Origin of the sequence: Pseudomonas sp. GM49 (genome assembly GCF_000282355.1) — a bacterium.
Lineage (GTDB): Bacteria > Pseudomonadota > Gammaproteobacteria > Pseudomonadales > Pseudomonadaceae > Aquipseudomonas.
The window spans coordinates 1-11,817 of sequence record NZ_AKJL01000092.1; the positions used below are offsets into that span (position 1 = coordinate 1).

An 11,817-nucleotide genomic window follows, 5' to 3' on the forward strand; every position below is an offset into this window, starting at 1 on the left:
CGATGGTCGTTAACGATAACGCGTGTTTACTGGTTAAACGCAGCGCTCTTGAATCCATCGCGAGCAAGCTCGCTCCTACAAGCGAAACGGCGCGAAGTTGACGTTGGTGCCCGCCGGGCGCATGTCTTGCAGGTACGAGTCCTTGTCGGCGCTCAGTTCCAGGCTCAGGGCGGCCTTGCGTTTGCCCTGGTTGCGCACCACCAGGCCTTCGAGCTTCTCGCGCAGGAACACGGTCGGCACTTTCAGGTGCAGCAACTCGTCGGTGTCCGGCGTGTGCATCAGCAGGTGAATCCACTCGTACTGACCCACGGCCAGGCGCGCTACCGGGATGTCGAACCACCAGATGTTGCGGTTGCGGTTCAATTCGGTGAAGTGGCAGTTGTTGACGCCAAGCACAGCACCGCCGAGTTCCTGGTTTCTGCGGGCAATGGCCTGCTTTTTATCGAGTTTCATAACGTTCCTACGGGATTGGATCTTCAGCGCCATGGCCTGAATGTGTTGCGCATTCTCAGGGGTTGCCGGGCAAACATAAAGCGCAACCTGCACTGAACGATGAAATGTCGTGGTGAAAATAAATGAAACGCCCTGCAAAAGCCCCCGGTCAACCTTGTGTAACGACTTTCCTCCATTGAAATGTCTTTAATGAAAAGAAGAAGCGGACATCTTCAGATGGCCGTTTTTGTGTCAGCCTGAACTTGCACTCTGAATTTGTTTCAAAGTCGCCAACTGGGCTACCTTGATGAAGAAAACGGCCCCTGAGTCGCCACGACTTCAACCCAAATGCGTATGCGGCGAATGGAGACGCTAATGATTTTTCCGGACATGAGAGGCTTGCCCCTGCACCGTGTGATGATGCGCACGGTCACCGAGTTCATCGCCGACGAAATGTCGACCTATGCCTCGGCGCTGGCCTATCAAATGCTGTTTTCGCTGTTTCCGTTCATCCTCTTCCTGATTGCCCTGATCGGCTTTCTGCACCTGCCGGATTTCTTCTCCTGGCTGCGCCTGCAATCGGAACTGGTATTGCCGCCCCAGGCACTGGAGCAGGTCAACCCGGTGATCGACCAGTTGCAGCAATCCAAGGGCGGCTTGCTGTCGGTGGGTATCGTGATTGCGCTGTACACCGCCTCCGCCGGTGTGCGGCTGATGATGAGTGCGATGAATGCTGCCTACGACGTGGTTGAAGGCCGCCCGCTGTGGAAACGTTTTCCGTTGTCGATCATCTACACCGTCGGCATTGCCGGCATGCTGCTGATCGCCGCTGCGCTGATGGTGCTCGGGCCGCAGGTGATGGAGTGGATCGCCGCGCAAGTCGGCCTTGAGTACTTCATCGTCACGCTCTGGACCATCGCGCGCTGGCCGGTGATCGTGGTTCTGCTGATGGTCGCGGTGGCGTTGATCTACTACGTCATGCCCGACGTCAAACAGGAGTTTCGCTTCATCACCCCAGGCTCGGTGCTGGCGGTGGTGGTGTGGATCATCGCCTCCCTGGGCTTCGGCTTGTACGTCAAGGAGTTCGCCAACTACAACGCCATGTATGGCAGTATCGGTGCGATCATTGTGCTATTGCTGTACTTCTACATTTCCGCCGCGGTGCTGCTGCTGGGCGCGGAGATGAATGCGGTGATCGAGCACATGTCGCGTGAGGGCAAGGACCCTGGCGAAAAAGTGGCTGGCGAGCACGGTCCCGTCCATGAGGAAAAACACCACGTGTCGGGACTGGGCCGCGATCACTCACACAAACCGACCATTGATGAAACCTGATCATGATTCGTGAAATTCTGAAAATGGGCGATGAACGCCTGCTGCGCGTTGCCCCGCCAGTGCCGGCCGAGATGTTCGACAGCCCCGAGCTGTGGCAACTGATCGACGACATGTTCCAGACCATGGAAAGTGTGGGTGGCGTTGGCCTGGCTGCTCCGCAGATCGGCGTCGACCTGCAACTGGTGATCTTCGGTTTCGAGCACAGCGAGCGTTATCCGGATGCCGAGGCCGTGCCGCAGACAATCCTGATCAACCCGTTGATCACACCGCTGAGCCCGACCCTGGAAGAGGGGTTCGAAGGTTGTTTGTCCGTGCCCGGCCTGCGCGGTGCGGTGCAGCGTTACCAGCAGATTCGCTACGAAGGCGTCGATCCCAAGGGCGAGCCCATCGTGCGGATTGCTTCGGGCTTCCACGCACGGGTGGTGCAGCATGAGTGCGATCACCTGATCGGCCGCTTGTACCCGTCGCGCATTACCGACTTCAGCAAGTTTGGCTTCACCGAAGTGATGTTCCCGGACCTGGATCCCAACGCCGACGACTAAAGCCACCGCAAAACCCTGTAGGAGCGAGCTTGCTCGCGATGGCGGTGTATCAGTCGCCAACAATGTTGACTGACCGGGCCTCATCGCGAGCAAGCTCGCTCCCACATTGGATCTCCAACAGGGTTGAGTAAGTTAAACGCCTGGCGCCAACCCCATCGCAATCATCGGCTTGCTACGGGCATAACGGCTCAACCGTTCAACCATCGCATAAGGCATCGGCGGATCGAAAGTGAACCCGCGTCGCTCATAAAACCCGCGCAAGTCCGGATGACAGAACAACCACACCGGCAGTTGGCAATCCTTCACCGCGGCCGCAATCAACCCGGCGGCAAGCCCTTGTTCGCGACACCCCGGATCGACAAACAACCCGGTCAGCCAATGCCCGCCGGACACCGGGCGCAAACACAGCGCGGCAACAATCTGGTCGCGCCGGGCCACCCACAGCTGTGCCTCGCGCACGGCTTTCATCGACGATTGGTGAGCGCGATAGAACTTGTTCATCAACGGCCATAACGGCTCGTCGAGCAGGGTGAATCGGGTATCGGGCATGGTCTCGGACTGTCGGTGTGCAAGTGGGCGATTATAAAAGAACACGCGCGCCGGGATAGGTGTATACCTGATCTCACATCCCCATGAGTGGAGTACGCATCATGTCCAAAGGTATGGATTCAAAGAAAGCGGCGAAAAAGAAACCGGTGAAAACCGCCATTGAAAAGCGCGCGGACAAGAAGGCCAAGAAGGTCGGCGTGTTCGGTCACTGATCCCGCGTTGATTGATCGCTCCCATGCAACATGGGAGCGATCTTCCTGAAAATAATCTGCAGGATTTCCCAAGGCCATTGCACAGAAGGGGACTGGTCCCCGATCTGAGCAACGCCATGCCCCATTACTTTGATAGCGCCCACCAACAAGAAATCGAAACCCTGCGCCGACGCTTCACCGCGCGCACCGAATGGCCGACCTGGTTGCTGTTGATCGGTGTGTATGGCGGCTGGTTTGGCATCGTGTTGGCCAGCCATCGGTTGGGTTTGTGGTGGAGCACGCTGTTGCTGATTCCATTGTTGGTGCTGTGGCTGTCCGTGCAACACGAACTGCTGCACGGTCATCCCACGCGCTGGCCAACCCTGAACAAAATTCTTGGCTACGCGCCGTTTGCGGTCTGGTATCCGTACACCTTGTATCGCGATAGCCATTTGCTGCATCACCGCGACGAGGATCTGACAATTCCCGGTTGCGATCCGGAAAGCCGTTACCTGAGCGCCGAGCAGTGGCGGGGCAGTTCGCTGCTGGTGCGCAGCCTGCACTGGCTGAACAAAACCGTGCTCGGGCGCTTTGCCCTGGGTGCACCGCTGGCCTTGGTGGCGTTGGCCCGCGAAGAGCTGCAGCGCCTTGGAGTGGGCGAGTATCAGGCCTGGCTGATGTGGCTGAGTCATGGCTTGATGACCGGGTTGATGCTGTTGTTCATCACGAATGTCAGCGTGTTGCCGGTATGGCATTACCTGTTTCTGATCAGTGTGCCGGCGCTGTCGATCGCCATGATTCGCTCCTACTATGAACATCGGCCTCACGCGGCGCCGGAGCAACGCACCGTGCTCAATGAAGCGGCGTGGCCGTGGCGCTGGTTGTTCCTGAACCTCAATTTTCATCTGGTGCATCACGAGTTGCCGGGGTTGCCCTGGTACGACTTGCCCCGCGCCTATCGGACCCGCCGCGAGCAATGGCTGGCGCGCAGTGGTGGATTTCTGGTGCGGGGTTATGGGCAGTTGTGGCGACAACACAGTGTGAAAGCCATCGACAGCCCGAGGCATCCGTTTCACTGATCCATGGATCACCTCCCACAGGGAACACTGTTGTATTGGAATATCCTGATGACCCAACACATCGCCGAACTACTGATGTACGTCGCCCCCGAGCCTATCCGCCAGGCTAACGAGCGCTGGCTGGCGCGAATCCTCGAGCACCTGGGCGAAACCCGCGGCGCTGCCGAAGGCCTGTCACTGATGGAGATGTGGCTGTCGCCGCACTTGCTGCTCACACAAACCTGTGGCTATCCGCTGATGACGGCATTGCGCGGCAAGGTCCGGGTGCTGGGGCGCCCTCGTTATGAACTGCCGGACAGCAGCGGCGGCAATCATTGCAGCCTGCTGTTGGGCCGCGTCGATGATCGACGACAGACCTTGGCGGATTTTCGCGGCAGCCGAGGCGTGATCAATAACCATGACTCCAACAGCGGCATGAACCTGCTGCGCCACCGGTTGGCGCCGTTGCAACGTGACGGACAGTTTTTTGCGCAGGTCGGAATCAGCGGTAGTCATCGCGAAAGCCTGCGCTGGTTGCGCGAAGACCTGGCTGATCTGGCGGCCATCGACAGCGTGACCTTTGCCTATCTGGCGCGCCATGCCGAGGAGGAAGTGGCCGGTTTGCGCGTGATTGCTCGCAGTGCATTGAGTCCGACGTTGCCCTACATCACGGCAGCCACCTTCAGCGATCAGCAGGCTGAAGGGCTATTGCAGGCGATGAATCAGGCGTTGCGCGAATTGCCTGACGTCGCCGAAATCCTCGGGTTGCCAGAGGTGCTGCCGGCTAGCGAAAGCGACTATCAGGTTGTGCTCGATTATCAGCGTGAGGCCGAGATGCTGGGGTATGGAGATTTGCGATAGGGCGCAAATGTCGGGTCGACAGGTCCATTTTTCGCGGGCAAGCCACGCTCCCACAGGTACACCGAAACCCTGTGGGAGCGGGCTTGCCCGCGATGACGGACTGTCAGGCGCAAGTGATCTTTAATTCTTTATGGGAATATAAAAATAAGTTTTAAGTATTATTAAAGAATAAGGCTCCTTGCTAGGATTCGCCTCACCGGACCACCGGACATTCAGCGACCCCTAACCCAGGAGCCCCTATGTCCGGCGCCGATATTCTTCATCGCAATCACGTGGACGGATTGTTCCGCGCTCACTACCACTGGCTCTGCACACGCCTGCGTCAGTCTCTGAACGATGCCGCCGGTGTCGAAGACATTGCCTGCGAAACCTTCGTGCAATTGCTCGAAGCCCCTGGCCTGACGGCCATTCGTGAACCCCGTGCCTTGCTCACCACCATCGCCCGGCGCCTGCTCTATCAGCGTTGGCGCCGAGGTGATCTGGAGCGCCGGCATCTTCAGCAATTGCAACAGGCCGAGCCGATCCACGCCGAATCGCCGGAAAAACTGGCTCAGTTGTCCCAGACCCTGAGCCGTGTGGATCGCAGTCTTCAGCGGCTGCCAGGCAAAGTCCGCTCGACCTTCCTGCTGTCGCGGATCGACGGCCTGACCTATCCGCAAATTGCCGCTGCGCTGGGCATCTCGCTGCGTTCGGTCAGCGACTACATGACCCGTTCCCAGGCCCTGTGCGACCGGCACAGCGCCAATCAATCCCTGAACAGCCCACTCCAGAACCAGAGGTCCGCATGAGATCGATCAAAACCCTGCTCGGCAGTTCGCTGCTGGCCCTGAGCCTGTTGTCCCACCCGGCATCGGCCACAGAGAAAACGGCACCTATCCACTTTGGCGACATCACCTGGGAAAGCGGCAGCCTCATCACCGAAATCCTGCGCCTGATCGTTGAAAAAGGTTACGGCTACCCGACTGACACGCTGCCGGGCAGCACTGTCAGCCTTGAAGCGGCGCTGGCCAAAAACGATATCCAGGTCATAGGTGAAGAATGGGCCGGGCGCAGTCCGGCGTGGGTCAAGGCTGCGGCGGAGGGCAAGGTGTTCGGCCTTGGGGATACGGTCAAAGGCGCCACCGAAGGTTGGTGGGTGCCAGAGTACGTGATCAAGGGCGATGCCGAACGCGGCATCAAGCCCTTGGCCCCGGAGTTGAAATCCGTCGCTGATCTGGCGAAGTACAAGGACGTGTTCCGCGACCCGGAAGACCCGAGCCGCGGACGCTTCCTCAACAGCCCGACCGGCTGGACCTCGGAAATCGTCAACAGCCAGAAACTCAAGGCCTATGACCTGACCGCCAGCTACGTCAACTTCCGCACGGGGTCCGGTGCCGCACTGGATGCCGAGGTGGCGTCGTCGATCCGCCGTGGCAAACCGGTGCTGTTCTACTACTGGTCGCCGACACCGCTGCTGGGGCGTTTCAAACTGGTGAAACTCGACGAACCGCCGTTCGACGCCGAAGCCTGGAAAACCCTGGCCGACGCCAACAACCCGAACCCCAAAGGCACGCGCTCGATGCCGGCCAGCCTGGCTATCGGCGTATCGGCACCGTTCAAGGTGCAATATCCGGAGCTGGTGACGTTCTTCGAAAAAGTCGATTTGCCGATTGATCTGTTGAACCAGACCTTGGGCCAGATGAGTGAAAAGCGGCAGAAACCCCGTGAGGTCGCCGAAGCGTTTTTGCGTGAACAGCCGCAGGTGTGGAAGGGCTGGGTGCCGGGGGAGGTGGCCTCCAGGGTGAGTGCCAGCTTGTAGTTTTGTGGTGCCTGGAAGGTAGCCATCGCGAGCAAGCTCGCTCCCACATTGGATCTGTTGTGCCCACACAACCCGTGGTCAGCAGAGATCCCCTGTGGGAGCGAGCTTGCTCGCGATGCGATTTGAAGTCTTACGCCAATTCGGCAGCCAACACCGCTTTCACCGCCGGCCGCTGAATCGATTTTGTCCTCGGTGATGGCATACTAGTGGCCTTGCAAACCCAAGGTGGCTGTCTATGATCAGCTGTAACTAACTATGTCGACCGTGATGGGGCAGTCGAAGTCTTGGCGAAAGAGTGCGCAATCGAAGGCACCGACACTTAATGACAGGGAGCCGCGCGCTAAATGGACTTTGATTTGAATCTGTTAGGGCTGGCCCGCATGCGGGCTATCAAGAGAAGGATGTCTTGATGAGAGTGCCGATTTAGGACCCCTCCGATTGATCATCATTTATCACCTGACGAGTCCTTCTTTTTGGAGGGATGTGTGCGCCTGTTCCATGGAACGTAGTGGTGGATGTGAAAGACCTGCAACTTTCATCAATCAAAAAAACGCACAGAAGGTGATGCAACAATGTTCAACCTACATCACAAGGCTGACCTGCTGGAAATCGAACGACTCAGCTGTGCGCTGACCGAGGCCAACGCCAAGCTGGCGGCGATCAGTCGTTCGATGGCGATGATTGAATTCACCCCGGACGGCATCGTCATCGATGCCAACGAAAATTTTTGCAATGCCATGGGCTACAGCGTCGACGAAGTGCGCGGCAAGCATCACCGGATCTTTTGTGAAGAGCAGTTTTACCGCAGCGACGACTACACCAAACTGTGGCGCGACCTGGCGCGGGGCGAGTCGCTGAGCGGGACCTTTTTGCGCTTGCACAAAAGCGGCCGGGAGATCTGGCTCGAAGCCAGCTACATGCCGGTGCTGGGTCCCGACCGACAAGTTAAAAGCGTGATCAAGGTCGCCACCGACATCACCGCCCGGGTCAACAAGGAGCACGAAAACGCAAGCAGGCTCGCCGCGATAGGCCGCTCCATGGCGGTGATCGAGTTTACTCCCGATGGCAAGGTCATCAGCGCCAACGATAACTTCCTGAAAACCATGCATTACTCACTCAACGAGGTGCTCGGCCAGCATCACAGCCTGTTTTGCCACCGGGCCGAAGCCGAGTCCCAGGGCTACAGGAATTTCTGGGCCTCGCTCAATCGTGGCGAATACCACTCTCACCGTTTCGAGCGCAGGAACAAGCAAGGTCAGACGGTATTCCTGGAAGCGTCCTACAACCCGCTGTTCGACGCCAAGGGGCGTTTGTACAAAGTGGTCAAGTTTGCCAGCGACATCACTCACCAGATGACCACCCTGCAGACTGCCGCTGAATCGGCCCACAGCACCTCGGTGCAAAACGACGTCTGTGCGCGCAAAGGTTCCGAGGTGGTGCAGCAGACCGTGCAGATCATCCAGGACATTTCCCGGGACCTGAATGAAGCGGCACTGAGCATCGATGCCGTGAGCAAACAGTCCGACATCATCGGCACCATCGTGCAGACCATTCGCGGCATTGCCGATCAGACCAATCTACTGGCGCTCAACGCGGCGATTGAAGCGGCACGGGCCGGTGAGCATGGGCGTGGGTTTGCCGTGGTGGCCGATGAAGTGCGCAGCCTCGCGGCGCGTACCAGTCAGGCGACGCTGGAGATTGTCGAGGTGGTGCGCAAGAACCACGATTTGTCGCTCAGCGCGGTATCGAGCATGCAATCGAGTTTGAGTCGAACCGGCCTCGGCGTGGAACTGGCGAACGAGGCGGGGGAGGTGATCCTGGAAATCCAGCAGGGCTCGCGTCACGTGGTGGATGCGATCAGCCAGTTCAATTCGACGTTGCAACTGAACTAGTCGTGACAAATGAAAAAGGGTCCCGGTAGAGGGACCCTTTTTCATTGTGTGGCGGTTAGTGCGAGGCGGCCAACCTGCGGCCATTCAAGGCAAGCCGTTGCAGCAATGCTTCAGGAAACCGGGGTGTTGCGCCAGGCGTTTGAAATACTCATCGACGGCGGGGTAGTCCGGACGCTCGATCGGGGTCATCAGCCAGCGGTTGACCGACAGGCCGATGACGATGTCGGCCAGGGTAAACCGCGGTCCGGCGACATAGGCCTTGGTGGTCGCGAGTTGATGTTCGAGGATGCCCATCTTCTGGTTCCAGCCGCGGATGCCGACTTCAAGGCTATGCGGGTCCTGGAATTCCGGGTCCTTGCGCACCAGTGCCATGAACGGGTATCTCCAGGACGGATTGAGCTCGGTGGCTTGCCAATCCATCCACTGCTCCACCCGAGCGCGGGCGGCAGGTTCAGTAGGCAGCAGCTCGGTATGATGGTGATGGTGTTTGCCGACCAGGTAGCGGCAGATGGTATTGGACTCCCATAACACCCCGGCTTCATCGATGATCACCGGCACCTGCGCATTGGGATTGAACCGGAGGAACTCCGGGCTGTGGGTCGAGGCAAAGCCGCTGCCCCAGTCCTCGCGCTCGTAGGTTATGCCCAGTTCCTCGCAGGTCCACAGGACTTTTCTGACGTTGATGGACGAAGCTTTGCCGAGAATCTTCAGTGCATGTTCCATAGTCTGCTCCAGCGAGAATGACTTACAGGCAATTGTAGGTGGTGGCATATAGGAAGGCGCTGTAGGAGAGCGGCTTCAGATGAGTTTCGCAGATTACGGTTTCTTGCACCCTTGCCTACAACTACGCCAGAATCCGCCGACTTGTGCGCCTGGTATCCGGACTTTATCGTTCCGTGTCGCTGCAAATTCAGCGATCGGGTTTCGCAGCCCGGGTATCTCTAGACGCATAGCGTCCACTGTTCGTGATCAATTCACGTTATGGCGGCTGTGCGTGGGAGACCTTCGGGTCTACCGGGTTCTAGAGTCCCGGTCTGCGACCCGCGTACAGCTGCCACCCTTCGTATCGCAGCGAGACTTGGCAGCTCCATTACTCTAGGAGCATCACCATGTTCAAACCCACGCCCAACCCCCCACGCAATCCCAGCCCGATGTTCTCCATTTCACCCGGCATCAATAACGAAACGCTGTTGGCTCACGCCTGCGAGTCACTGGCCTCGGCGAGTGTGATGACCAATGACTTTGCTACGTTTCTGGAAGGCAGCCAGCGCAACACGGCATTGGCGATCGCACAGATCATCATGCTGGCCGAACTGGCGGTGAATCGGGTGCTGGATAACCTCGATCCGCAGGATTGAACACTGAGCGAGGGTGAGATGCCTTCTCTGTGGCGAGGGGGCTTGCCCCCGTTGGGTTGCGAAGCGACCCCAAAGCAGACACTGCGGTCATACAGTTAAACCCCGTGAACCGGATTACGACTGCTCCGCAGTCGAACGGGGGCAAGCCCCCTCGCCACAAAGTCTCACTTCACTGCGGTTGTGTCGCGTCTACGTGCTTTCACGCACCTTCAACTCAAACCCCATGTCCTGCACCGGTCTGGCCACGGTGTTGCCGGCCATCAGCGTCAGCATCTGCTCTGCCGCGCGACGGCCGATGGCCTCGCGCGGGGTGTTGATGCTGCTCAGGCGCGGGACCATGTGCTCGGACATGGGCAAGTCGTTGAAACCGAGGATCGCCACCTGCTCGGGAATCCTGATCCCATTGCGCAAGGCTTCGAGCAGGGCGCCCTGGGCCAGGTCGTCGTTGCCAAAGAAGATCGCATCGACATCGGGGTGACTGGTCAGCAGTTGCAAAAACAGCTCGCCGCCCAGACCAACCGAGGAAGAGCGTGGCGTCAACACTTCCAGGTCCGGGTCATACAAACCGGCTTTTTGCAGGGCTTTGCGGAAGCCTTCGCCGCGCAGCAACGTACGCTGATCCAGCTGCGCGCCGATGTAGGCCAGGCGTTTGCGACCGCGGGACAGCAGGTGCTCGGCTGCCGTTTCGCCAGCGGCCAGTTGCGAGAAACCCACGCAATTGAGCCCGGCCGCACTGTCCAGTTCCATCATGTACACACAGGGAATATTGCTGGCTTCGATCATCCGCCGCGAACTTTCGGTGCGGTCGAAACCGGTCAGCAACAAACCGCGCGGCTGATACGCCATGTAATTGCGCAGCAGGTTTTCTTCTTCATCGCGCGAATAGTGGAAGTTGCCGATCAGCACTTCAAAGCCCTTTGGCCGCAGGACCTGATGAATGGCTTCCAGGGTGTCGATGAACAGCAGGTTGGACAGCGACGGCACCAGCACCACGACTGACTGGCTCTGGGCCGAGGCCAGGGCACGGGCGGCGGGGTTGACCACATAGTTGAGTTCCAGCGCCGCTTTCTGCACCTTTTCCACCAGTTCGGTGGCCACGGTGCTGACGCCGCGCAGGGCGCGGGACGCGGTAATCGGACTGACGCCGGCCAGGCGGGCTACTTCGTTCAGGGTAGGGCGGCCAGTGGTGCGGGTATTTTTATCGTTCTTGGTTGGGTTCATCGACGGCTTGCCAAACAAAATTCAAGGCACTAAGGTAGCGCTGTCTCGATGCAGCTGCAAATGCGTGAGCGGGGGTTCGCCTGATCCTCGCTTTTTGGCATTGGGAAACGAACCTGCTGCAACCCTTAAAATGACAAGAAAGGCGTCGGCAACTTCTGCTTTTGGTCTAGTGTCATAACTGGCAAAGGTAGCGCTGTCTGCGCGCTGAGGTGTTACATGAATCATCCCATCACCGCCCTGGTCATCATGGGCGTTGCCGGTTGCGGCAAAACGTGCGTCAGCGAGGCCCTGTGCCAACTGAGCGGCGCCACGGCCATTGAAGGCGACTCTTTCCACCCTGCCGCCAATATCGAAAAGATGAGCGCGGGGATCCCCCTGAACGACGAAGACCGCGCCGGCTGGCTCGACAGCCTGTGCGATGAACTGCGCCGTGTCGACGCCAAGGGCCAGCGCCCGGTGCTGACCTGTTCGGCGCTCAAACACATCTACCGCGAACGCTTGCGCAGTGCCTTGCCGGGCCTGGGCTTCGTGTTCCTTGAGCTGACCCCCGAAGTGGCCGCCGACCGTGTGTCCCATCGGCCAA

12 protein-coding genes and 2 pseudogenes are annotated in these 11,817 nt (G+C 58.8%); 10 read left to right on the forward strand and 4 right to left on the reverse strand.

Features of this window, described 5'->3' with window-relative positions:
• Positions 1-75 precede the first annotated feature (75 nt).
• On the reverse strand, positions 76-453 hold the full coding sequence (locus PMI29_RS20355; RefSeq protein ID WP_007996168.1) for a hypothetical protein: 378 nt from the start codon (positions 451-453) through the stop codon (positions 76-78).
• Between the two features lie 354 nt (positions 454-807).
• Here PMI29_RS20355 and PMI29_RS20350 point away from each other — a divergent pair, with 354 nt between their 5' ends.
• Both PMI29_RS20350 and def read left to right on the forward strand, forming a co-directional pair.
• Positions 808-1,764 carry a YihY/virulence factor BrkB family protein gene (locus PMI29_RS20350; protein WP_007996169.1) on the forward strand — a complete coding sequence of 319 codons (957 nt, stop codon included), beginning with the start codon at positions 808-810 and terminating at the stop codon, positions 1,762-1,764.
• Positions 1,765-1,766: 2 nt separating this feature from the next.
• Positions 1,767-2,306, forward strand: a complete 540-nt coding sequence (gene def, locus PMI29_RS20345; protein ID WP_007996171.1) for a peptide deformylase — start codon at positions 1,767-1,769, stop codon at positions 2,304-2,306.
• 132 nt (positions 2,307-2,438) lie between these two features.
• On the opposite strand, the gene PMI29_RS20340 is transcribed toward def, so the two are convergent.
• A complete protein-coding gene (locus PMI29_RS20340) occupies positions 2,439-2,855 on the reverse strand; it encodes a GNAT family N-acetyltransferase (RefSeq protein ID WP_007996173.1) in 417 nt (138 codons plus the stop codon).
• 328 nt (positions 2,856-3,183) lie between these two features.
• Here PMI29_RS20340 and PMI29_RS20335 point away from each other — a divergent pair, with 328 nt between their 5' ends.
• From PMI29_RS20335 to PMI29_RS33050, 6 genes and pseudogenes are all read left to right on the forward strand, one after another.
• Positions 3,184-4,125: a fatty acid desaturase gene (locus tag PMI29_RS20335; RefSeq protein ID WP_007996175.1), complete on the forward strand. Its 942-nt coding sequence runs from the start codon at positions 3,184-3,186 to the stop codon at positions 4,123-4,125.
• A 48-nt stretch (positions 4,126-4,173) separates the two neighbouring features.
• A complete protein-coding gene (locus PMI29_RS20330; RefSeq protein WP_007996176.1) occupies positions 4,174-4,965 on the forward strand; it encodes a phosphate/phosphite/phosphonate ABC transporter substrate-binding protein in 792 nt (263 codons plus the stop codon).
• Positions 4,966-5,204: 239 nt separating this feature from the next.
• Positions 5,205-5,753, forward strand: a complete 549-nt coding sequence (locus tag PMI29_RS20325) for a sigma-70 family RNA polymerase sigma factor (RefSeq protein WP_007996177.1) — start codon at positions 5,205-5,207, stop codon at positions 5,751-5,753.
• Positions 5,750-6,763 carry an ABC transporter substrate-binding protein gene (locus PMI29_RS20320; RefSeq protein ID WP_007996178.1) on the forward strand — a complete coding sequence of 338 codons (1,014 nt, stop codon included), beginning with the start codon at positions 5,750-5,752 and terminating at the stop codon, positions 6,761-6,763. The genes PMI29_RS20325 and PMI29_RS20320 overlap by 4 nt, the downstream gene beginning before the upstream one ends.
• Positions 6,764-7,335: 572 nt before the next feature.
• Positions 7,336-8,109, forward strand: a pseudogene (locus PMI29_RS33045) (PAS domain-containing protein); the annotation flags it as partial.
• A 138-nt stretch (positions 8,110-8,247) separates the two neighbouring features.
• Positions 8,248-8,655, forward strand: a pseudogene (locus tag PMI29_RS33050) (methyl-accepting chemotaxis protein); the annotation flags it as partial.
• An 84-nt stretch (positions 8,656-8,739) separates the two neighbouring features.
• On the opposite strand, the gene PMI29_RS20310 reads toward PMI29_RS33050, so the two are convergent.
• Positions 8,740-9,378, reverse strand: a complete 639-nt coding sequence (locus PMI29_RS20310; RefSeq protein WP_007996180.1) for a glutathione S-transferase family protein — start codon at positions 9,376-9,378, stop codon at positions 8,740-8,742.
• A 386-nt stretch (positions 9,379-9,764) separates the two neighbouring features.
• Between PMI29_RS20310 and PMI29_RS20305 the strand changes: the two genes are divergently transcribed.
• Positions 9,765-10,013 carry a DUF6124 family protein gene (locus PMI29_RS20305; RefSeq protein WP_007974480.1) on the forward strand — a complete coding sequence of 83 codons (249 nt, stop codon included), beginning with the start codon at positions 9,765-9,767 and terminating at the stop codon, positions 10,011-10,013.
• Between the two features lie 189 nt (positions 10,014-10,202).
• Here the strand turns inward: PMI29_RS20305 and PMI29_RS20300 are convergent, their stop codons facing one another.
• A complete protein-coding gene (locus PMI29_RS20300) occupies positions 10,203-11,234 on the reverse strand; it encodes a LacI family DNA-binding transcriptional regulator (protein WP_007996181.1) in 1,032 nt (343 codons plus the stop codon).
• Positions 11,235-11,450: 216 nt separating this feature from the next.
• Here PMI29_RS20300 and PMI29_RS20295 point away from each other — a divergent pair.
• A partial coding sequence (locus PMI29_RS20295; protein ID WP_007996182.1) for a gluconokinase occupies positions 11,451-11,817 on the forward strand: 367 nt, incomplete at its 3' end.